The organism is Microbulbifer taiwanensis, from assembly GCF_014904815.1.
Classification (GTDB): Bacteria; Pseudomonadota; Gammaproteobacteria; order Pseudomonadales; family Cellvibrionaceae; genus Microbulbifer; species Microbulbifer taiwanensis.
Genome location: NZ_JACZFR010000044.1, coordinates 56,930 through 78,395, shown reverse-complemented (window position 1 = coordinate 78,395; position 21,466 = coordinate 56,930). Strand labels below are relative to the sequence as shown.

The 21,466-nt window shown below is 60.9% G+C and carries 21 protein-coding genes; 10 read left to right on the top strand and 11 right to left on the bottom strand.

Features of this window, described 5'->3' with window-relative positions; all coding sequences use genetic code 11:
* Positions 1-83 precede the first annotated feature (83 nt).
* Positions 84-890 (bottom strand): class I SAM-dependent methyltransferase, encoded by an 807-nt coding sequence (locus IG627_RS15810; RefSeq protein WP_193193377.1) that lies wholly within the window; start codon positions 888-890, stop codon positions 84-86.
* 15 nt (positions 891-905) lie between these two features.
* Entirely contained in the window at positions 906-1,211 is a 306-nt protein-coding gene (locus IG627_RS15805) for an MTH1187 family thiamine-binding protein (RefSeq protein WP_193193375.1), read from the bottom strand.
* A gap of 118 nt (positions 1,212-1,329) precedes the next feature.
* Between IG627_RS15805 and IG627_RS15800 the strand changes: the two genes are divergently transcribed.
* The 4 genes from IG627_RS15800 to mnmC all read left to right on the top strand — a co-directional run bounded on the left by IG627_RS15800 (position 1,330) and on the right by mnmC (position 5,323).
* Positions 1,330-1,860 (top strand): glycine cleavage system protein R, encoded by a 531-nt coding sequence (locus IG627_RS15800; protein ID WP_193193373.1) that lies wholly within the window; start codon positions 1,330-1,332, stop codon positions 1,858-1,860.
* Positions 1,861-2,076: 216 nt separating this feature from the next.
* The gene (gene trmL / locus IG627_RS15795) at positions 2,077-2,547 is read left to right on the top strand and encodes a tRNA (uridine(34)/cytosine(34)/5-carboxymethylaminomethyluridine(34)-2'-O)-methyltransferase TrmL (protein ID WP_193193371.1); all 471 of its coding nucleotides are present in this window, start codon (positions 2,077-2,079) and stop codon (positions 2,545-2,547) included.
* A 128-nt stretch (positions 2,548-2,675) separates the two neighbouring features.
* Positions 2,676-3,200, top strand: a complete 525-nt coding sequence (gene fldB / locus IG627_RS15790) for a flavodoxin FldB (protein ID WP_193193369.1) — start codon at positions 2,676-2,678, stop codon at positions 3,198-3,200.
* Positions 3,201-3,238: 38 nt separating this feature from the next.
* The gene (gene mnmC, locus IG627_RS15785; RefSeq protein WP_193193367.1) at positions 3,239-5,323 is read left to right on the top strand and encodes an FAD-dependent 5-carboxymethylaminomethyl-2-thiouridine(34) oxidoreductase MnmC; all 2,085 of its coding nucleotides are present in this window, start codon (positions 3,239-3,241) and stop codon (positions 5,321-5,323) included.
* Positions 5,324-5,427: 104 nt separating this feature from the next.
* Here the strand turns inward: mnmC and IG627_RS15780 are convergent, their stop codons facing one another.
* Positions 5,428-6,048, bottom strand: a complete 621-nt coding sequence (locus IG627_RS15780) for a DUF502 domain-containing protein (protein WP_193193365.1) — start codon at positions 6,046-6,048, stop codon at positions 5,428-5,430.
* 12 nt (positions 6,049-6,060) lie between these two features.
* Between IG627_RS15780 and IG627_RS15775 the strand changes: the two genes are divergently transcribed.
* Positions 6,061-6,822 carry a glutaminyl-peptide cyclotransferase gene (locus IG627_RS15775; RefSeq protein ID WP_193193363.1) on the top strand — a complete coding sequence of 254 codons (762 nt, stop codon included), beginning with the start codon at positions 6,061-6,063 and terminating at the stop codon, positions 6,820-6,822.
* Positions 6,823-6,881: 59 nt separating this feature from the next.
* Here IG627_RS15775 and IG627_RS15770 read toward each other — a convergent pair whose 3' ends face one another.
* The 3 genes from IG627_RS15770 to IG627_RS15760 all read right to left on the bottom strand — a co-directional run bounded on the left by IG627_RS15770 (position 6,882) and on the right by IG627_RS15760 (position 8,998).
* The gene (locus IG627_RS15770) at positions 6,882-7,316 is read right to left on the bottom strand and encodes a hypothetical protein (RefSeq protein ID WP_193193361.1); all 435 of its coding nucleotides are present in this window, start codon (positions 7,314-7,316) and stop codon (positions 6,882-6,884) included.
* 194 nt (positions 7,317-7,510) lie between these two features.
* Positions 7,511-8,137, bottom strand: coding sequence for a LysE family translocator (locus IG627_RS15765; protein WP_193193359.1), 627 nt, complete (start codon positions 8,135-8,137; stop codon positions 7,511-7,513).
* 72 nt (positions 8,138-8,209) lie between these two features.
* Positions 8,210-8,998 carry a helix-turn-helix transcriptional regulator gene (locus IG627_RS15760; RefSeq protein WP_319024584.1) on the bottom strand — a complete coding sequence of 263 codons (789 nt, stop codon included), beginning with the start codon at positions 8,996-8,998 and terminating at the stop codon, positions 8,210-8,212.
* Positions 8,999-9,213: 215 nt separating this feature from the next.
* On the opposite strand from IG627_RS15760, the gene recQ reads away from it, so the two are divergent.
* The 4 genes from recQ to IG627_RS15740 all read left to right on the top strand — a co-directional run bounded on the left by recQ (position 9,214) and on the right by IG627_RS15740 (position 15,154).
* Positions 9,214-11,043, top strand: a complete 1,830-nt coding sequence (recQ, locus tag IG627_RS15755; protein WP_193193354.1) for a DNA helicase RecQ — start codon at positions 9,214-9,216, stop codon at positions 11,041-11,043.
* A gap of 435 nt (positions 11,044-11,478) precedes the next feature.
* Positions 11,479-12,813 (top strand): aspartate aminotransferase family protein, encoded by a 1,335-nt coding sequence (locus tag IG627_RS15750; protein WP_193193352.1) that lies wholly within the window; start codon positions 11,479-11,481, stop codon positions 12,811-12,813.
* Between the two features lie 240 nt (positions 12,814-13,053).
* Positions 13,054-14,550 (top strand): CoA-acylating methylmalonate-semialdehyde dehydrogenase, encoded by a 1,497-nt coding sequence (locus IG627_RS15745; protein ID WP_193193350.1) that lies wholly within the window; start codon positions 13,054-13,056, stop codon positions 14,548-14,550.
* A gap of 196 nt (positions 14,551-14,746) precedes the next feature.
* Positions 14,747-15,154, top strand: a complete 408-nt coding sequence (locus tag IG627_RS15740; protein ID WP_193193348.1) for a GFA family protein — start codon at positions 14,747-14,749, stop codon at positions 15,152-15,154.
* A 113-nt stretch (positions 15,155-15,267) separates the two neighbouring features.
* On the opposite strand, the gene IG627_RS15735 is transcribed toward IG627_RS15740, so the two are convergent.
* Positions 15,268-16,710, bottom strand: a complete 1,443-nt coding sequence (locus IG627_RS15735) for a PI-PLC domain-containing protein (RefSeq protein WP_226865253.1) — start codon at positions 16,708-16,710, stop codon at positions 15,268-15,270.
* A 445-nt stretch (positions 16,711-17,155) separates the two neighbouring features.
* On the opposite strand from IG627_RS15735, the gene IG627_RS15730 reads away from it, so the two are divergent.
* A complete protein-coding gene (locus IG627_RS15730; protein WP_193193344.1) occupies positions 17,156-17,830 on the top strand; it encodes a hypothetical protein in 675 nt (224 codons plus the stop codon).
* Between the two features lie 73 nt (positions 17,831-17,903).
* Here IG627_RS15730 and IG627_RS15725 read toward each other — a convergent pair whose 3' ends face one another.
* From IG627_RS15725 to IG627_RS15715, 4 genes are all read right to left on the bottom strand, one after another.
* Positions 17,904-18,869, bottom strand: coding sequence for a hypothetical protein (locus IG627_RS15725; protein WP_193193343.1), 966 nt, complete (start codon positions 18,867-18,869; stop codon positions 17,904-17,906).
* Positions 18,870-18,909: 40 nt separating this feature from the next.
* On the bottom strand, positions 18,910-19,059 hold the full coding sequence (locus IG627_RS20915) for a hypothetical protein (protein WP_226865251.1): 150 nt from the start codon (positions 19,057-19,059) through the stop codon (positions 18,910-18,912).
* Positions 19,060-19,195: 136 nt separating this feature from the next.
* Positions 19,196-19,501 (bottom strand): hypothetical protein, encoded by a 306-nt coding sequence (locus IG627_RS15720; protein WP_193193342.1) that lies wholly within the window; start codon positions 19,499-19,501, stop codon positions 19,196-19,198.
* A gap of 229 nt (positions 19,502-19,730) precedes the next feature.
* Positions 19,731-21,461: a diguanylate cyclase gene (locus IG627_RS15715; protein WP_193193341.1), complete on the bottom strand. Its 1,731-nt coding sequence runs from the start codon at positions 21,459-21,461 to the stop codon at positions 19,731-19,733.
* Between the last annotated feature and the right edge of the window lie 5 nt (positions 21,462-21,466).

Below are 21,466 nucleotides of genomic sequence, written 5' to 3'. Positions count from 1 at the left end.
GGGAGGGGGTTCGCTCTAGGTTCAACAGGAGAGGGGGGGGGGGGGGCGGGGCCCCCCCCCCCCCCCCCGCTCCTACAAACAACTTAAGACTTGGGTTTGCGGAAGCGCAGTGTCATGCGATCGCTCTCGCCGATCGCCAGGTACTTGTCCTTGTCCTCGTCACCGAGACGCAGCACCGGTGGCAGCGTCCAGACGCCCTTCGGGTGTACGGCGGTGTCCTTCGGGTTGGCGTTCACCTCGCTGGCTTCCTCCAGCTCGAAACCCGCCTTCTTGGCCAGCTCGATCACATAGTCCTGGGTGACATAGCCGCTCTTGATCATGTCGTCGCGGCTGGTACCCGGCTTGGCCCGATGCTCGACGACACCCAGCACACCACCCGGCTTGAGTGCGGCAAAAAACTGGTCGAACGCTTTCTGGTCGTTGTCGCCGCGCATCCAGTTGTGCACATTGCGGAAAGTCACCACCGCATCGGCGCTGGCGGCGGGGGCGATTTCACTGCCACTGGCCGGATCGAAGGCGGTCAGTTTCACCTTGCCGTAGCTGTCCTTGTCCGCTGCCAGCTTTTTCTTGAAACCGTCCAGGGATCGCTGGTAGTAGCTGGAGCCGCTGTCTTCGGGGAAGTGCGCCGCGTAGAAAGTACCCTCTTCCTTCAGGTAAGGGGCCAGGATTTCGGTGTACCAGCCACCGCCGGGGGTGATTTCCACCACGGTCATATGCGGCTTTATCCCGAGGAACTCGAGAGTTTCCGCCGGGCGGCGGTACTGGTCGCGCGCGGCATAGGCCTCGGTACGGTGATCCCCCTCGATAACCGATTTGAGGTCAGCGGCCTGAGCGGTGCCGACAAAGGCAGCGGTACAGGCGACTGCCGCCAGCAGTTTTTGGATCTTCATAGTGTCTCCAGTTTGTTATTTCTTATCCAATCGATCTCGCACGCTGTCGATCTTATCCTGTAAGGACTGCTCGCGGTCTGTTCGAGTTCCCAATTTGAGGCTGGTGCTGATGCGCGGTGCGCCCAGTGCGTGGACCCGCTCGTGACAGCGCTTCACCGCCGCCATCACCTCGTCCCACTCACCCTCGACATTGGTGCCGTAGGCGTGCATCCTGTGTTCCAGGCCCGCCTCTTCCAGCACCCGCTGGCACTCCGCTATATATTCCGCAACAGAAACCCCAGACCCTATGGGGATAACACACAAATCCGCGTGCACTTTCATCGACAGCCTCCGCAAATTACCCGGCAATCACACTGGAGATAACGGCTTTACGACCAGCTGATAGAGTTATCAGATACAATGCAGTTTAACTGTCCCCCCTGGAGCAAAGGAATACCCCATGCAACAGCACCTCGTGATTTCCCTGATCAGCGACGACAAGCCCGGCGTAGTGGAGAAACTTTCCGCCGTGGTGGCGGAAAGCGGCGGCAACTGGGAAGACAGCCGCATGGCGCACTTTGCCGGCAAGTTCGCCGGCATCCTGCGGGTCAGCGTGCCGAGTGATGCCTGCCAGGGCCTGAAGGACGCCCTCGCAGCGCTGGCTGGCGAGGGTTTCAAGTTGCAGGTGGAGGAGTCGCTGGCGGTGGCCGCGGGTCCGCAGCAAACGGTGATCCTGAAACTGGTCGGCAACGACCGACCGGGGATCGTGCGCGAGATCTCCCGCGCACTGGCCGCGCGCCAACTCAATATGGAACAGCTGGAAACAGGCTACGACAGCACGCCCTGGAGCGGCGAGCCGCTGTTTACCGCCCAGTGCACCATCAGCGTGGCAGAGGACATGGACCTGGACGGCCTGCGCGACGAGCTGGACGAGATCGCCGACGAGCTGGGCGTGGAGATCGACTGCGAAGAAGCGTCCGCCACGCTATAATCCGCGCCATTATTAGCTGGCTGGCCCGAAGCGAATCACACGAATTCAAGCCTCGGGCGGCCCTGCTACCGGGTGCCGCCTGGCGAGACACGCCGTTAACCCATCCCTGGGAGCTAGTCGGCGAGGCCCCTCTCGCCAACAGTCTCGCAAGGCGGCACCCGGTAGCAGGGCCTTCACTTCCGCCCACTACCCGATCCGGCATAACTTGCAGATTCCATGTTCAAAATTGTCCTCTACCAACCGGAAATCGCCCCCAACACCGGCAATATCATCCGCCTCTGCGCCAATACCGGCGCCGAGTTGCATTTGATCGAGCCACTGGGGTTCGCGATGGATGACAAACGCCTGCGCCGCGCCGGGCTCGACTACAGCGAGTACAGCCGCGTGGTGCGCCATCGGGACTGGCAGGCCTTCGTCGAGGCGGAGCAGCCGGCGCGGGTGCTGGCGCTGTCCACCAAGGGCAGCCGCAGGCACACGGAGATCGACTACCGGCCGGGCGATGCCATCGTCTTCGGCCCCGAGACCCGCGGTCTGCCCGCGGATTTCCTCGAGCAGGTGGGTGCAGAACACACGCTGCGTATCCCGATGCGCCCCGAGTGCCGCAGTATCAACCTGTCCAACGCCGCCGCGGTGGTCATCTATGAAGCCTGGCGCCAGCTGGATTTTGCCGGCGCCCTGACACAATAGCTTTGCAGGATGGACAAAGGAGCGCAGCGACGTGCCCATCAGGCTGCCCGCAGATGGGCAGGCTACGCTTTGCCCATCCTGCGAAAACTGGATTTTGCCAGGACACAGAGACACTAGTTTTATCGATTATGAATGCACCCATCGGTTTGTTTTACGGTTCCAGCACCTGCTACACGGAGATGACCGCGGAGAAGATCCGCGAGCGCATCGGCGCCGACTGGATAGATATTCACAATGTGGCAGACGGCGATATCGCCCTGGCGGAGCAGTACGATTTCCTGATTTTCGGTATTCCCACCTGGGACTACGGCGAATTGCAGGAGGACTGGGAAAACATCTGGGACCAGCTGGCACAGCTGAGTCTGCAGGGCAAAACCGCAGCCCTCTACGGACAAGGGGACCAGGAAGGCTATCCGCAGTGGTACCAGGACGCCCTCGGCTACCTGCACGCGCAACTGCTGGCCTGCGGCGCACGCCTGGTCGGTTACTGGCCGGCGGAGGGTTATGAATTCGAGGAATCCAAGGGATTGACCGACGACGGCTCCCATTTCGTCGGCCTGGCGCTGGACGACGAGAACGAATTCGACCTCAGCGAGGGGCGCCTGGACAAGTGGTGCGCACAGGTAATGCGCGAGTTCGGCTTGCAGCCCTGAGCGAACAGAAAGCAGACCTGAGCGGATAGAAGAGAGCAGTGACCGATAAAAGTCTCCACGCAGATATCGAGTGGCGCGACGACGGCCAACCGCTGTCCCGCGCCTTCGACGACATCTATTTTTCCAGCGTGTCGGGGCTGGAGGAGACCCGCTACGTCTTCCTGCAGCAAAACGCCCTGCCCTCAAGATGGACGGAGCTGGGCGCCGGGGAGAAGTTCACCATCGGCGAAACCGGCTTCGGTACCGGACTCAACTTCCTCGCCGCCTGGGCACTGTGGCAACAGGCGGCGCCCGCCAAGGCGCAGCTGCATTTTATCTCGGTGGAAAAATTCCCACTGCATTCCCAGGACCTGGAGCGGGCGCTGGCACTGTGGCCAGAGCTGCAGCCGTTGGCCGAACAGTTAATAGCCAGGTATCCGCCACTGTTGGCACCGGGCGTACACCGACTGCATTTCGGCCCCGTCAGCCTGACACTGGTAATCGGCGAGGCCAGCGAGGCCTTTCAATCCCTGCGCCTTGAGGACGATAGCCGCGATCGCCTCGTCGACGCCTGGTTTCTGGACGGCTTTGCCCCGGCCAAGAATCCGGCCATGTGGACGCCGGAACTGTTCGAGAATATCGCCGCGCTCAGCCGACCCGGAGCCACCTTTGCGACTTTTACCTGCGCCGGGCTGGTCAAGCGCGGGTTAAAGGATGCCGGTTTCGTACTGAAGAAGGTGCCCGGGTTCGGGCGCAAGCGGGAGATGTTGCGGGGGGAGCTGGAGCGGATTGAGCCCGCACAAGTCACTTCGACACCCTGGCATCTGCCAGAAGGACAGATCTATCGCGGCCATGGGCGGATGGCCGCCCCGCCGCTCCTAGAAGGGTTTGACTCAGCTCCTGTAGGAGCGGCCCATGGCCGCGATCAATCTCGCAAGCAGGTCAAAAAGGTAGCCGTAATAGGCGCCGGAATATCCGGCGCCACCACGGCCCGCGCCCTGGCCGAACGCGGCTTGGACGTTCACGTCTTTGACAAGGGCCCACAGCCAGGCGCCGGCGCCTCCGGCAACGACCAGGGCATCCTCTACGCAAAGCTGTCCCCGAAACCCGGCCCCAACGGCGATTTCAACCTGCACGCACTGATCTTCGCCCTGCGCTTCTATCGTGAGAAATGCGCCGAGGCAGCACATTTCTGCGGCCTGCTGCAGCTGGCGCAGGGCGAAAAGGAGCAGCGGCTGCAGCACCAGATAGGCCAGTGGCTGGAGCGCAACAAGGCGGAAGCACTGGCCCGCGCGGTTAGCGCTGAAGAGGCCAGCGCCATCGCCGGGCTGTCGCTGGATTACGACGGTCTCTATTTTCCACAAGCGGGCTGGCTGCAACCGCAGAAAGTCTGCACAACACTTCTGCAGCACGACAATATCCGGCTGCATTTCGAAACCGAAATCGAAGAACTGACTGCACGGGAGGGCGGCTGGCGACTACATCCCCGCACTGGAAACGGAGACTTTTTTGCCGATGCCGCAATCATCTGCACCGCCAACGGCATCCGCCAGTTCCCGCAGACAGCCGCCCTGCCCCTGCGCCCCATTCGCGGCCAGGTGTCCAGCGTCGCGACCGGTGAACAATCCCAAAAATTGAACACCACCCTCTGTGGCGAGGGCTATATTGCCCCGGCGCATCGCGGGCGCCACAGCTTCGGCGCCACCTTCAAACTCAAGGAAACGGCAACGGAATTGCGCGAAGAGGAGCACCGGGAAAACCTTGAAACACTGGCGGGACTGCTGCCGGAGATTGCCGCGGAATTTTCATCACAGCCCCTCAGTGGCCGCGCCGCCCTGCGCGCGGCGACGCCGGATTATCTGCCGATGGCCGGCCCGGTACCCGATTGGGACTCCCTCGATTCGACCTACGCCGACCTGCGCAAAAACCGCAAATTCCTGATTCCGCAGAGGGCCGATTACCAGTCGCAATTGTACGTGCTCGGCGGTCTCGGCTCGCGGGGCTTTACCTATGCGCCGCTGGCGGCGGAAGTGCTCGCCGCGTGGATCTGCTGGGAAGAGATGCCGGTTTCCAACGAGCTGACCAAGGCGCTGCATCCGGCGCGCTTTGCGATTCGCGATCTGGGTAAGAATCGCAAGAACTAAAAAGCGAGCGCCCCTGTAGGAGTGGCCGGTGGCCGCGATCAGGTTCGGCTACGCAGCCAAGACTTTTCGCGGCCACCGGCCGCTCCTACAAAGTAAGTGCCCTATTACGACCGCGCGGCGGGCGCCAGCAGCGCACCACTGCCGGAACCACAGGCAACAATGGACTTCATCGCCGCTTCCACCGTCACATTCGGCAGTATCTCCACACACTCGGCCGGCACATGGAAGACAAAACCCGACGTCGGCACCGGCGCCGTGGGCACATAGACGGTGAAATCACCATTGGCGTGTTGGGAAGTCACTATCGCGGTAACCGACAGCGGGTTGTCAGCGCCGTGGATGCGCACCCGCGCCACCGGGCCGGACAACACTCCCTCCCCGGCGCCGCCGCCGATAAACTGCAACACCAGGTCCTTGATGGTGTTGTAACCCGGCGCCAGCCGCCCCAACCAATGGTCCACGTGCCGGTGCATCCAGCGACCGACGCTGGTCTTTACCAGCAGGCCGATCAGGAAGCAGCCGCCCAGTATCAGCGCTATCACCGCCAGCTTGGCGAGAGTATCCTTGAAGTCGGTATGCGCCTCCAGCCACACCACGGCCGGCGCCACCAGTTCGCTGATCTGGCCGAACAGCCACTGGAACAACAGGATAAATATGGCGATGGGCAGAACCACCGCCAATCCACCCAGAAGGGTCAAGGTAATAAACGTCTTTACTCTGGTCATAGTTATTTTCTGATGCGCAAATTCTCAATACTGCTGTTGGCCCTGCTCCCATTCGCCGCTCTTGCGGAGGGAATCGCAGCGACACCCTTTTCCGTCCTGGAGGAGCGCAGTCGCCCGGCGGACCACTTTACCCAGGGACTCTACTTCGACGGCCAGCGCTGGTGGGAGAGCAGCGGCCTCTACCGGCGTTCCTGGCTCGCCGAGTATAACGATCCCGCCGCCAATCCCCTAAGGCGCAAGTGGCTGGCTGAGAACCGCTTCGCAGAGGGATTGACGGTGCTCGACGGCAGGCTCTACCTGCTCACTTACAAGGCCGGCGAGCTGCAGGTCTACCGCGCCAGCGACCTGTCGCCCCTGGGCCTGCGCCACTACGCCGGCGAGGGCTGGGGACTGACCAGCGACGGCGAGCAACTGATCATGAGCAACGGCAGCGGCGAGCTGACCTTCCGCGACCCGCAGACATTCGCAGTCAAACGCCGGCTGCAGGTTCGCGGCGGCGCTGAAGACTGGTCGAACCTGAATGAGCTGGAGTTCGCCCAGGGGCTTATCTGGGCCAATATCTGGCAGGACACCCGCATCATCGCCATAGACCCGCAGAGTGGCGAGGTGCGCGGCTTGATCGATGTGGAAGCACTGGTGCCAGCCAGCAGGCACCCGGATGTGGTCGCCAACGGCATTGCCTGGGACCAGGGCAGGAACGGTCTCTGGGTAACAGGGAAATTCTGGCCGAAGCTCTACCTGATCCGGCCGCGGGGATTGGGATTCGAAGAATAAGCGGATTGCTTAGGGTGCGCCATGCGCACCATTAAAGTTCCCGGTGCGCGCGGCGCACCCTACCCGCGGTAGTAATCGATCACCGTCAGCACGCCGCCTCCGCGCACCAGGTCCAGTGCTGCACCACTGATCTCGAGGCGGAAACCGTGGCCACGGCTCTGCAGGCTGACACCCTCCGGGCCGCCGGCGCCGTCGAACAACATCGCATGCCCACCGTCCTCACCGCGCCACTGCACACCCTCGACCTTGCGCATACCCGGCAGTTCCAGGGTCAGGGTATCCAGGTGCTCCGGTAGCGGTTGCAGCTCCACCCGGGCGATTCCGGAGGCGGTTGCGAGCGAGAAGGCGAGCTGATTGGACGGGGACGGCTGCCAGCCGAGATGGGTATCGGCCAGGGCCGACTGCACCAGTGTCTGCGGGGCGGTTGCGGTGCATCCGGCCAGTACCGAAAAGCCCATCGCCAACAGCAGAGGCGTCATTCTGGCAACACCCATAGCCTTATCCTTTGGCAAATTATTGTTCCCTAGCAAATTTGCACTTCCGCCTTCCGTGGCGGTCGTCTACGTCTGTGGTGCCGCGATTATAGACCTGAGAACCCCGTCACAAAACCAAACAGGCGACAAAATTGCGAATTGCTTCTGACTGGCGGACTATGGAATGCGTCAACGCTGTGGCATCGGGTCTCCTTTCAATGGGGCAGCTGGGACGCGATCACGCCGAACGCCAGCAGTACCAGCAGGACACCTGCCAGTCGCTCGATATGCGCGAGCTTGTTGCCGAAGCGGCGCATCAACGCCTGCTGGCTGGCGAGCCACACAACCAGCAGGTCCCAGCCCAGCACCACGCCGACCATCCACAGCGCATAGAGCCCTTGTACAGATTCCGGCGTGCCCTGGCTGTTGAGCACGGCGAACAGGCTGGCATAGAAGAGCCCGTTCTTCGGGTTCAGCAACCCGGAAGCCAGGCCGGCGCCGAAAGCGCCGAGGGGCTGGCCGGGCGCCGGCCCGGTGTCGCCCCCGGTGACAAGCTGCCGGTTTCCGGCGTGGCGGATGAACAACCACCCCATGTAGAGCAGGAAGCCGCAGCCGGCCCACTGCAATACAGCGAAGAGCCCGGTGAGGCCATCCAGCGCCATCAGGCCAAACCAGGCCAGCCCGATAAACAGGGCATTGGCCAGGGTCACGCCTGCACAGACCAGGGCCGCCCGGGCGCGCCCCTGGGCGATGGCGTAGCGCAGTATCAGGAAGAAATCCGGGCCGGGGCTGAGCAGGGCGAGAAAATGCGCTCCGGCCACCAGCAGGAACTGTTGCAACATGACAATTACTCCAAATGTCGGGAGCTGTCAGTGTCGCGCCGCAAGAGATTCGGGTATTGAACAAAAGTGCGCTCAGTTGCGGCGATAGCGGCCGGGCGTGGCCGCCACATGGGCCTTGAACACCCGCTGGAAATGCCCCTGGTCGGCAAATCCCAGGTCCTGGGCCAGGTCGGCCAGCCCAGCCCCCTGGCGCAGTCGCCGGCGGGCCTGCTGCACCCTCTGGTCGAGTAGCCAGGCATGCGGTGTCAGGCCGGTTTCACGGCGAAACTGGCGGATCAGCTGATAACGGCTGATACCGTATTCACGGGCGAGTTCGGGCAATGATGGTGGCGCATCCAGGTTTGCCAGCAGACGCTCCTTGAGCGATTCCAGATCAGGCGCAGGTTCCGGGACACGAGCCAGCGGCAGGCCACTACACCACAGCCGTTGACCCAGAAATTCGATCAGTGCCGCCTCCTTGTCGGCGGCGGGAGCAGCGGAGAACAGCAGCGCGTTGAGCTGGCAGAAGGCCCGGTAGCCAGCGGGATCCCGGCTGACAATGGCCTCGCCCGGCACCTCAAAACCGGGGCCCGTCTCTGCCAGCACCGCGGCCACCCAGGCCTGATCCAGGTGCAGCATCTGGTAGCTCCAGCTAAGCGCCGGCAAAGGGTTACAGGCATGCACCAGGCAGGCCGGCACAGTTACCAGGCTACCGGCCGCCAAAGGCGCCTGCAGGTCGCCGCACTGGAAGTGGCTGCGACCGCCATCCACCGCGCCAATGGAAAGCGTCGGGTGGCTGTGTGGCCGATAGCAGGCCCTGCTGTCGCTGGCCCGGCGGCTTTCGACAAATGGCAGCGCAGGATCTCGCCAGAACTCGGTCACGGCCCGGCACCGATACCGATACCGCCGCCGACACCCTTCCGGCAAGCGCGCCGCAATCCAGCCAGATTTCCGCCACCAATGGCTGTATCGGAAATCAGGCCAAGTGCAATGGCGGCAGGCAAGGCACACATAAGTCTCTCCCGGATGGAATCAGGAGGCAGAGTTTCGCCAATCGCGGCCACAGTGACAATGACAAGACGGTATACTCCGCCCCTATGCAACAGATCCCCCAAGACCCACAGGAAATACTCGAGCACGTCTTCGGCTACACCGAATTCCGCGGCGCCCAGGCGGAGGTGATCGACACACTGATGTCCGACCGCGACGCCCTGGTACTGATGCCCACCGGCGGCGGCAAATCCCTCTGCTACCAGATTCCGGCCCTGGCGCGCCCCGGCTGCGGGGTGGTGATATCGCCGCTGATCGCGCTGATGCAGGACCAGGTGGAGGCCCTGCAGGCCGCAGGAGTGAAGGCCGCCTTCCTGAATTCCTCGCTGCCGTTTGACCAAGTCCAGAACATCGAGGGCGCCCTGCTGCGCGGCGAGCTGGACCTGCTCTACATGGCACCGGAACGACTGTTGCAACCGCGCAGCCTGGACCTGCTGTCCCGGATCCAACTGTCCCTGTTCGCGATCGATGAGGCCCACTGCGTGTCCCAGTGGGGTCACGACTTCCGCGCCGACTACCTGCAGCTGAACTGCCTGCACGAACAGTTCCCGACTGTGCCGCGCATAGCGCTGACCGCCACTGCCGACCAGCGCACCCGCGCCGAGATAGCCCAGCGCCTGGACCTGCAGGCAGCCGAACACTTCGTCAGCAGCTTCGACAGACCCAATATCCAGTACCGCATAGCGCAGAAGGACAACCCGCGCCGCCAGCTGCTGCAGTTCCTGCGCGCCGAGCAGCAGGGCAACGCCGGCGTCGTCTACTGCCTGTCGCGGGCCAAGGTGGAGAGCACCGCCGAGTGGCTGCGCCAGCAGGGTTTCAACGCCCTGCCCTACCACGCCGGGCTGCCGGCCCAGGTGCGCGCCGAGCACCAGCGCCGCTTCCTGCGCGAGGAGGGCGTGATCGTCGTCGCCACCATCGCCTTCGGCATGGGCATCGACAAGCCGGACGTGCGTTTCGTCGCCCACCTGGACCTACCCAAGAGCGTCGAGGCCTACTACCAGGAGACGGGTCGCGCCGGGCGCGACGGCGAGGCCTCCACCGCCCTGCTGCTCTACGGTCTCGAGGATGTGGTCAAGCTGGGACAGATGGCGGACAGCTCGGACGGCAGCGAGGAGCACAAGCGCCAGGAGCGCGCGCGCCTGAATGCCATGCTGGGCCTGTGCGAGATCACCAGCTGCCGGCGCCAGTCGCTGCTGCGCTATTTCGGCGAGGAGCTGGCGGAACCCTGCGGCAACTGCGATACCTGCCTGGAGCCGCCGCAGACCTGGGATGGTACCCAGGCCGCGGCCAAGCTGCTGTCCTGTGTCTATCGCACCGGCCAGCGCTTCGGCGCCGCCCATGTGATCGACGTGCTGCGCGGCTCGGAAAACGAGAAAGTGCGCAAGTTCGGCCACGACAGGGTCACTACCTACGGCATAGGTAAGGACCTGTCCGCCAACGAGTGGCGCGGGGTTGTGCGCCAGCTGGTGGTGCGTGCCTACATAGAGGTGGAGGGTGAATTCCAGAGTCTGCGCCTGACCGAAGCCTGCCGCCCGCTGCTGCGCGGCGAGGAGAGCATCCAGCTGCGCAAGCTGCCGCCAAAGGCAAAATCGAGTCGCGCCGAGGGTCGCAAGAGTGCTGCGCCGGCGGAGCTGCTCCCCGCCGACGAACCGCTCTGGGACGCGCTGCGCGCCTGCCGCAAGCAGCTGGCGGATGCACAGGGCGTGCCGCCCTATGTGGTCTTCCACGATGCAACACTGCGCGGCATGGTCGAGCTCAAACCCCAGAGCCGCGAGCAACTGCTGGCGGTTTCCGGCGTCGGCGACAGCAAGCTGGAGCGGTTCGGGGAGGCGTTCCTGGCGGTTCTGCGGGACTACGAAACCGTCACCTCTGATTAATATAATTAACACCGACCCTCAAAACCCGTCCTGCTGATACCCTACCTCAAATCGATTACTCATTGCTCGTCATACCGGCGCAGGCCGGTATCCAGTTCCTCGGCACCTGGATTAGATGGTGCTCCTGCACCATGCCCTTCGGGCCATTCGCTTCGCGAATGCTCGCTACGGCATCCATGCCTGCGCGGTCCGGCCTGCGCCGGAATGACGAGAAAAACCTTTTGTAGGGGCGAACCTTGTGTTCGCCCTCACCTCTCCGGCTCCACCACGGCCAGGGGCGAACACAAGGTTCACCCCCCGAGGATCCAGCCAATGCCCACCCGAAACAGTAACCGAACAATCATTCAACTATTGTAAATTTTATTAACCACCCCTAGACTCACCTCGATACGACAATAAACCCGATAACAAACCCAACTCTGCATGAGGTGAACCATGGCCGAGATCGACAGCCTCGCCGGTCTGAGCAGCGACGAACTCAACGCCCACTGGATGCCGTTTACCGGTAACCGCCAATTCAAGGCCGACCCGCGCCTGTTTGTCAGCGCCGAGGGCATGCACTACACGACCGCCGACGGCCGCTCGGTGCTGGACGGCTTCTCCGGCCTCTGGTGCAGCAACCTGGGCCACGGCCGCAGGGAAATCGCCGACGCGGTGGCGCAGCAGCTGACCAGCCTGGACTACTCCCCGGCCTTCCAGTTCGGCCACCCGTTGTCGTTCAAACTGGCCAAGCGCCTCGCCGACATGGCCCCCGGTGACCTGAACCGCATCTTCTTCTGCGGCTCCGGCTCCGAGGCCGCGGATACCGCGCTGAAAATCGCCCGCGCCTACTGGCGCGCCAACGGCCGCCCGGAGAAGATCCGCCTGGTGGGCCGCGCCCAGGGCTACCACGGCGTCAACTTCGGCGGCATCTCCGTCGGCGGCATGGTCGGCAATCGCAAGACCTTCGGCCCGGCCCTGGACGTGGACCACCTGCCCCATACCCTGCTGCCGGAAAACCGCTTCTCCCGCGGCCTGCCGGACCACGGCGGCGAGGCCATGGCCGAGCGACTGCTGGATATCATCGAGCTGCAGGGCGCCGAGAATATCGCCGCGGTGATGGTGGAACCCTTCGCCGGTTCCGCCGGTGTGATATTGCCGCCCAAGGGCTACCTCAAACGACTGCGCGAGCTGTGCGACCAGCACGATATACTGTTGATCTTCGACGAGGTGATCACTGGCTTCGGCCGCACCGGCTCCGCCTTCGCCGCCGAGGAGTTCGGCGTGCTGCCGGATATCCTGACCACCGCCAAGGGCATCTCCAACGGCGCCATTCCGCTGGGCGCCGTCTTCGCCCGCGAGGGTATCTACGACACCTTTATGCAGGGCCCGGAGCATATCCCGGAGCTGGCCCACGGCTACACCTACTCCGCACACCCGGTAGCCTGCGCCGCGGCCATGGCCACCCTGGATATCTACGAAAGCGAAAAGCTGTTTGATCGCGTCAGGGAGATCTCGCCGCACTTCGAGGAGGCGCTGCACGGCCTCAAGGACTGCCCGAACGTGATCGATATCCGCAATTACGGCCTGGCCGGCGCCATCCAGCTGCAACCCCGCGACGGCGAGCCGGGCAAGCGCGCCATGGAAGTGGTTCTGGAAGCCTACAAGCGCGGTGTTCTGCTGCGCTGGACCGGCGATACCATTGCCGTGGCGCCGCCGTTTATCATCGAGACCGCGCAGATTGACCAGATAGCGCAGACGCTGAGAGAAATCCTGCAGACAGTCGCATAACCCACTTGTAGGAGCAGCCGGTGGCTGCGATCAATGGTAGATTTACCTCACATCGATCGCGGCCAACGGCGGACGGCCGCCCCGCCGCTTCTACAACAACGCACACTCATCGTTCCGGCGCAGAGCCTGTGCCGGGCTTGATCCGGTACCGGAACCCAGGTACCGCAACACGGGATACCGGCCTGCGCCGGTATGACGAAATAAAGAATCGATATCGGAGCCATCCGAAGGAGCACAACAATGAACACCATCGGCCACCTGATCAACGGCAAAACAGTTGCCAATGACCCGCGCCAGCAGGACGTGATCAACCCGTCCACCAACGAAGTCATCGGCAGGGTCTCCCTGGCCAGCCAAGCCACCGTCGAGGAGGCCATCGCCGCAGCCGAGGCCGCCTACCCCGCCTGGCGCGACCTGCCGCCGATCAAGCGCGCGCGCATCATGTACCGCTTCAAGGACCTGCTGGAACAGAACGCCGACAAGATCTGCGAGATGATCACCCGCGAGCACGGCAAGGTACTGAACGATGCCATGGGCGAGCTGCAACGCGGTATCGAAAACGTCGAGTACGCCTGCGGCGTGCCGGAACTGCTCAAAGGCGAGCACAGCAAGAACGTCGGCCCGGCCATCGACTCCTGGAGCGAATTCCAGCCCCTGGGTGTGGTCGCCGGTATCACCCCGTTCAACTTCCCCGCCATGGTACCCCTGTGGATGTGGCCGATGGCCGTAGCCTGTGGCAACGCCTTTATCCTCAAGCCGTCCGAGCGCGATCCGAGCTCCGCCCTGTACATCGCCGAACTGGGTATCGAAGCGGGCATCCCCGCCGGCATACTGAACGTGGTCAACGGCGACAAGGAAGCGGTGGATACGCTGCTGACCGACAAACGCGTGCAAGCGGTCAGCTTCGTCGGCTCCACACCCATCGCCGAGTATGTCTACACCACCGGTAACGCCAACGGCAAAAGAGTCCAGGCCTTCGGCGGTGCCAAGAACCACGCCATCATCATGCCCGACGCGGACCTGGACAACGCCGTCAGCGCCCTGATGGGCGCCGCCTACGGCTCCTGCGGCGAACGCTGCATGGCCATTTCCGTGGCCGTGGCCGTGGGTGATGACACCGCCGAGGCGCTGATCGAAAAACTCAAAGAGCGCATCGCCGCATTGAAGATCGGCGACGGCATGGACAACAGTAACGATATGGGTCCTGTGGTCACCCGCCAGCAGCTGGAGAAAATCGAGGGCTATATCGCCAAGGGCATCGAGGAAGGCGCGGAGCTGGTGGTCGATGGCCGCGGCCTGAAAGTCCCCGGTTTCGAGGACGGCAATTACCTGGGCGCCTGCCTGTTCGATAAAGTGAAAGAAGGCATGGTCATCCACGCCGAAGAAATCTTTGGCCCGGTGCTCTGCGTCATGCGTGTGGACAGCATGCAGGAAGCCATGGAGATCATCGACGCCCACGAGTACGGCAACGGTACCTGCCTCTTCACCCGCGATGGCGAGGCCGCGCGTTACTTCTCCGACAATATCAAGGTCGGCATGGTCGGCATCAACGTACCCCTGCCGGTACCCGTGGCCTTCCACAGCTTCGGCGGCTGGAAGCGCTCCCTGTTCGGCGACCTGCACGCCTACGGCCCGGACGCCGTGCGCTTCTACACCAAGCGCAAGACGGTGACCCAGCGCTGGCCGGCCAGCGGTGTGCGCGAGGGTGCCCAGTTCAACTTCCCCAGCAACGGCTAACCACAGAAACTGTAGGAGCGGCTGACAGACCGATCGCGGCCACCGGCCGCTCCTACAGAAGTTATCAAATTAAAAAGGCAGTCTATGTGGCTGCCTTTTTTATTGCGTAAAACGACATGAATATAGGAAGAACAAAAAAAGGACAGAAACCGGCAACCTGATAGAATCTTTGCACAAGAATCTATAGGGAATGCTCATGGCCAACAGAATAACCGGCGGATGCCTTTGTGGCGAAGTTAAGTTCACGGTGGAAGACAACTTCAGCAACTTCTATTTCTGCCACTGCGAGCAGTGCCGCAAGCTTACGGGCTCGGCGCACGCGTCCAACCTCTTTACCAGCCCGACAAACATCGCCTGGGAACAAGGCGAGGAAAGCACAGTTCGCTATGACCACCCGACCCGCACATTCTCCCAGGCATTCTGCGCAAAGTGCGGCTCCGGATTGCCCTACCTCTCCCAGAGCGGAAAATCCCTGATAGTCCCGGCCGGCAGCCTCGATACAGAGCCCTCGAAGCTGCCGGATGCGCAGATATTCTGCGCAGAGCAGACCGACTGGAACAAGGCCGGTATCAGGGCGCGAGAATTTCCGGGCTTCCCCGATTAGAGATCCGGCATTCAACACTCATCGATACCAGAACGAAAAAGCCCCGCCATAAAAGGCGGGGCTTTTTCGTGCCAGGAGAAAGACGGCTTTTCAAGCCGCGATTTCCGCACCCGTCAGGCGTTGATACGATCCCGTGAGATATCCTTGGCAATATCGACCAGAGCGTTGTCACCAAAGTCATTCAGGAAAACGATGGTCTGGTCCGGATCGAAACGACTGGCGACATGCTGGCGGAGCCAGGTGTAGGTCTGCCGGTCGAACATCGCCTTGGTCGAGAGAATCGGGGAGGAGGCATCGCTCAGCGTTGTGAGATTGGAGAGAATTCCCCCATCGGTTCCCTCGGGCGTCGCCTGGAGCTGGAGCACTGTGTAGTCGTGGCCGCCCTGGTGACTGCGCGACATGCCGTTCAGCGCCCCAATCACATCGGCGGGGTCGGTCGTTGTATAGGTGCCGGAATTATAGGAGTCATACTTGCTCGCGTGGTAGTAATCACTCCCTATCTGGTTCAGGAAGATCAGGCGCTTGTTCTGCGCTATCAGCTGCCCGTAGGTCTGGGACAGGCTGTCCTTATCCCCGATTGCGATATTTGACGCACCCGAACTCGCAACAGCGGACGAGAAATATTCCTCGAGGACCTCAGTGGACGGCGTCATATCATCGGCGACAAACCCCTGGTCATTGATGTTTAACACAACGATCTCGCTGGGGTGCGCCTCGAGCCAGCCCAGCACATCCCGCAGGAAGGAGTTGTAGGGATAGCCCGGGATCAGGGCGTGCTGGTGATAGATTCCACCCTCATAGAATGGGACACAGTACCCCGGGCGGAAATCGAAATAGCGAATACCGAGATCCAGCATCGTCGCAATGTTGTCCTTCTGGGTGAAGGAGAAACCGATAATCAGCTTCTCGATCTCGCCCGCGGAAAGGGCCTGCAGTTCCGCCACCGTGATCCCGGCGAGGGTGCCGGCAAACGGCGTCAGGGCGCCCAACTCGAGGAGCGCGGCAAGGTAATCACTGTTGCGCACCAGCTCGTGGATAAACGACGGATCGAACATGCCCGCGTCGTGTACACCCGGCAGTGCAAAGCGGGCGAAAGGTTTGCTGGACGCGGCGGTGGACCCCGCCAGATCCCCCATCCAGGTGGAATGATTGGAAGTCACATAGACATAGGACTGATCCTGGTTGGTCAGCGAGCCCCAGCCTGGCCCCGCGTCATAGAAGCCGTAGGAAATGGCATGGTCCGAGGTGACGATGGACGGGGTATTCAGCATGTCTCCCATATTGCTGCTCCCCATATTGCCTGTCGAAGGCGCTATCTCCGCATACTTGGACGCAATGACGGAGCCGTTCTTCTCCGCGAACCACTGGTAATGCCCGTAGTGATCCGTCAGGCCGATATCCGACTCTTCAATCTGGTCATTTGCATTCTGCATTACCTCTACTGCATCAAAAGTGCAGCCCTTGGTGCCGCTTCCGAAGTCATTGGGAAAAGTGTGGGTTACGGAGTAAGAACTCGAGCCGAGATAACCGTAAACATCAACGCCTTTGGAGATCATGGTGCAATTCCTTTTTCTAGAGAGATTTTCACGCCGCTCACCAAACCTCCAGCGGCGCTCTTCAACAGCCGTACCACATACACAAGGCGAACCTATCAAACACCCATACGCAGGGCAAAATTTAGTTACTTAATAAAATCGACCAATCAATTACTCGCTCAAATTCCCGCCATATGTTTTATAGCGGCTGCCAATTGCCTCGCTATAGCTACCACTCCCCTGTCTCACCGTGAACCGATTTCATCTATAATCCTGTCCGGAGAAAATCCAGGCACGCCCAAGCTATCAAAATAAAATTGAGTAGAATAAATAGTAGCTTTCCGGATCCGGTACAGGAAATAAAAGCCAAAAGAAACATAGAGTTATAAAGGCTTATAAAACTAAATATCAGGACCCGATCGAAGCAGACATCAAATAAATTCCAATACCGCTAAGGAGAGTAACAATGGGCTTCCAATCCTTTATGGCCGACCCCAAGGCCTACCTCGGACACCACCGGGTAGAAGTGCGGGACGCGCCCGCCTCCGCCCTAGCCTCGGTCGCCGGTCCGGCGGCGCCCCTGCCCAATGGCAAGCAGGCAATGCTCTTCACCCAGTCCCCTAACAACTTCATCTCAATGATTCACACAGTCGGCATCAACCAGCCGATACACTCATCCAACTGGACACAGTTCAAGGCGGTAACCGGTATCTCCAACCGCATCTACCGGGTGTTCCAGCCCCTGGCCGCCAACGGAGATGTGGGCTTTCGCTACCTGCCCTTCCGCGCCAATCACTGCACCAGCATGATCCTGGATCCAAATGCCACCTTCTTTATCACCGGTCCCCTGACCGGTTGCACCGTGGGGACCATCCGCTACAACGGATCCCTCTATGTATTCCACTCCAATGACAACGTCGGCAACGGCGCAGCAGCGCGCGCAACCCAGCGAACATCCATCCAGCAGTCGCTGCCCAACCCCAACATCCCCATGAGGGCCGTGCGCCTGTGCGAGTACCAGACACACTACCACGGTATGGGCTTTGTATTCGGGCGCCTGAGAGGCGGCAACTGGAAGTTCTATGCCCATGCTACGGATACGAACAACAACACCAGAACGGTAAAGTGGGCGGAAGTATAGAATTGATTTTTGTTGGGCAGAGATACCGGGCACCAATCGGTAATAGGTGCCCGGCCGATGCCGGTGCCGCCATTTAGGCAAAAGGAACTTTCTTTACCTCAATCGCGACACCCATATGGTCGGTTACGGCGACGGCCTCACGCCCCTCCGGCGCACACTGGGACAGGTACACCATCTGGTTCAGAGATACTGTCTCGGTGTTGTAAACCGCTATATCGTATTTCTTCTTGGCCGAGCTGTTGGTACCACCGAAGCTCCGCTTGTAGGAATCGAGGGGCACGATATTGGTATCCGGGTGCGCATCCGCGAAATCCTGGCCCAGTGCCGTCTTTAAAACCCGCTCGGTAAATCCGTTACTCGGCTGGTTGGTATCCCCCATGATGACATCGATAACCCCACCACCCTGCGCCTGCAGGAGGCTGCTCCTGATCCTGCCGTAAAAGTTCGCCGCCTTGCTCTCATCCGTCGCGTACTTGTTGGGCACATGGACAAAGACAGCGATCACGCCGTAACTCTTGATCGCAACCCAGCCCTCCCCCTCGCCGAGATATGTGATCGAATTTGCGTTATGGGTATGAATGCTGAAACAGTTGCAGGCCCGCTGAACCGATGAGGCGGCAAACAGGCTGCCGGCATTCTGCTGCATGCTGCTCCACTCACTGTTAGAACCGTCGAGCTCGCCGTAGACAAGCACATCACAGGATCCCTGGAACTCGCGGTAGATATGCTGATGCGCCTGCCGTGCCTTGCCCTCGACCATCCTGAGAAATCGTTTATCGTCGACTTTGGGGACCTTCTTCCCCTGCTTTACGACTTTATCCATGGTTCCTACAGGGGCGGAGCGCACCAGCTCGGCGGGGCCCTGTATTGGAAGATGGGGCTCCACCCCTTCGGCGGTGGGCATGCTCAGCATCCAGTTGTCGCTGTTCTGGGCGATCCTGTTGTGCGTGTCGATAGTGAATCCCTGCGAATTCGAGGCGCTGATCCCGTGGCGGGTGCTGCTAGTGGAGTTCAGGGACTGATAGGCAAAAATTGGCACTTCCGTTTACCTCTGGTTGGTTTACTTGAGCGATTGTCTGTTACTGATAACCTGTATCTGAAGCAAAAAATTTTCGGCTATTAAACAAACTCATAATACCGACACAGGCGGTACAACTATCACCGCCTAACGTGTTTAATTCCACCCCTATCACCCCCGTAAAGAAAGGATTGGCGCGAAAACCTTCCATGGATATTGCGCTACTTCTCGGATACAGGGTTCTGGTTCATTGGGGATGGCAAGGGGACATAGATGATCACATGCCATCAGCACGTGCGAACTCTGCCGGACACAAACATCACAGTCGCTGGTTAGCCACCACCCATCTACACGAAATGGCGTTGGAATAGCAACTGTCCGCAACGAGTAGCAATGGCACCGAAAGCCATGGAATACAAGCCAATAACCAACACAAGGATACTAAGAGTGATACCGAGTGTATTAAAACCATGTTCATTTGCTACTTTTATAATTTCATCACCAGCAGGGATGGCGAGGTGCTTTCCGAAGTAGTATGAAACCAGCAATGAAGGCCCACCCAATATACACAGCATCCAAGATGGCATATCTTTGAACGTCGGATATTTTTTTCTATTTTTCCAATAAACAGTTATTTTTTGGATGAACTTCATTGCTTTCCTCTTCGGCGAACAGTTTATTCATAGGCTTGTGTAAATATACACACTGTGTCTGTATATGGACACGCCTATATCTAGCCACAAATGCCCAGATATAGACACCTCGCACTTCAAATCGCACTCGCACCGCCGCAACCGAATCTCCCACCCATCAGCGGGCGGATAGCTCGCGCACAAAGCCCATAATCGACAGCGGCCTATTTGGCACCTTTGTTCAGCGCGATTACGGAGATATTGCCTCGCTTTCCCCAACTGATTCGACGCTACTCTCCGTCTTCGCAATTGGGCAGCACACCACTACCCTGTTCCGCCCCTCTTGTTTGGCCCGATACAGCGCCGCATCCGCGGCCTCGAACAGCTGCACCGCCGCGCCGAAGTTGCCTCCCTCAAAACTGGCCACCCCGATACTGGTGGTCAGCGACATGCCGTCCAGCTCCAGCTCCGCCACCCTGAGCACCAGCCGCTCTGCCAGCACCGCGGCCTGTTCGCCGCTGGTGCGCGGCAGCAGTATCGCGAATTCCTCACCGCCGTAGCGGCAGGCCAGTACCGGTTTGCGCACCTTTCTCTGGATCAGTTGGCCGACGGCGTGGATGGCCTGGTCGCCACGGCGATGGCCGTAGCGGTCGTTGATGCTCTTGAAGTGATCCAGGTCCAGTACCAGCAGCGACAGCGGTGTGCCGGAGCGGGCGGCGAAGTTGAATTCCCGCGGCAGCTGTTCGTCGAAGTGGCGGCGGTTGTAGAGGCGGGAGAGCTCATCGGTATAGCCGCGCTTCTGGATCTCGCTGACCCGGGCGCCCAGCGCCAGGGACAGCAATACCATCTCGACCAGCGCGCCCACCTGGAAGGCATTATGGGTCAGGTCGTTGTGCGGCAGCAGGCCGAAGGCCTTGAGCAGGTAGACGATCACGCTGGACAGCAGCGCGACCCAGGCCACCATAAAGTAGCGCGCGGAGATAGAACCTCGCAGCAGGCTGATGGTACCGAGTGCGAGCAGTACCACGCAGAGCGCCAGGGTGATGCCCGCGAAGATCAGGATCATCGGGCGATACTCGAAGAAGGGCGCCGCCAGCGTCAGCGGCACCATGGAATACATCAGCGTGCGCGCGACCCAGTCGGTGCGTGGTGCCAGTTGCGGGCCGGCGCAGACCTCGCGGGCGAACTGGGTGCCGAAGATGGTGGACAGCCCCAGCAGTATCACCAGGCTTTCATTCGCCAGCCAGGGATTGCCGGGCCAGAGAAACTGGAAGGAGATACCGTTGTGGATACTGAAATAGAAGCCGTAACTGAGCGCATAACCCATGTAGTAGACATAGGCCTTGTCGCGCACCGCCAAAAACAGGAACAGGTTGTAGATCACCAGTACCAGGAAGCCGCCGTAGTAGATGCCCAGCAACAGCTGCTCCAGGCTCAGCCGTGGCAGGAAGGCGGTCTCACTGCTGACGGACAGGCCGATATTGAGCGAACCCTGGGTGGCATAGCGCAAGTAGTAGGTGCGTTCGCTCTGTGCCGGCAGGGTCACCGGGAAGACGAAATCCCGCAGCGCCAGGCCGCGGCTGTCAAACGGCAATCGATCTCCGGTGGACAGCTTTTGCCAGCGGCCGCCGTCGTCCTGCGCCCAGAAATCCAGGTGGTCGATCAGCAGGTAGTCCTGGCGAATCACCAGCGGCAGCGGCCGGTCGCCGGGGTTGCGCAGGGAGAAGGCCGCCCAGTAGGCGGAGCGGCTGAAGCCAAAGTTGGCGGAGGATCTGGTCCAGGGCTGCAGCTGCGCCCGGTACTCGGGTGTCTGCAGCTGCTCGAATGCCAGTTGGCCGGAGGTATCTTCCAGCAGGCGCAGGTGGGAAGTCAGCGATGTGGGTTGCAGATCCGGTGCCACTGTCAGGGCGCCCGCATGGGCACCGCCGGAGAGGCAGATCGCGAGAAGAATCCAGAGTAAAGGGGCCCACTTGATGGCCATTATTT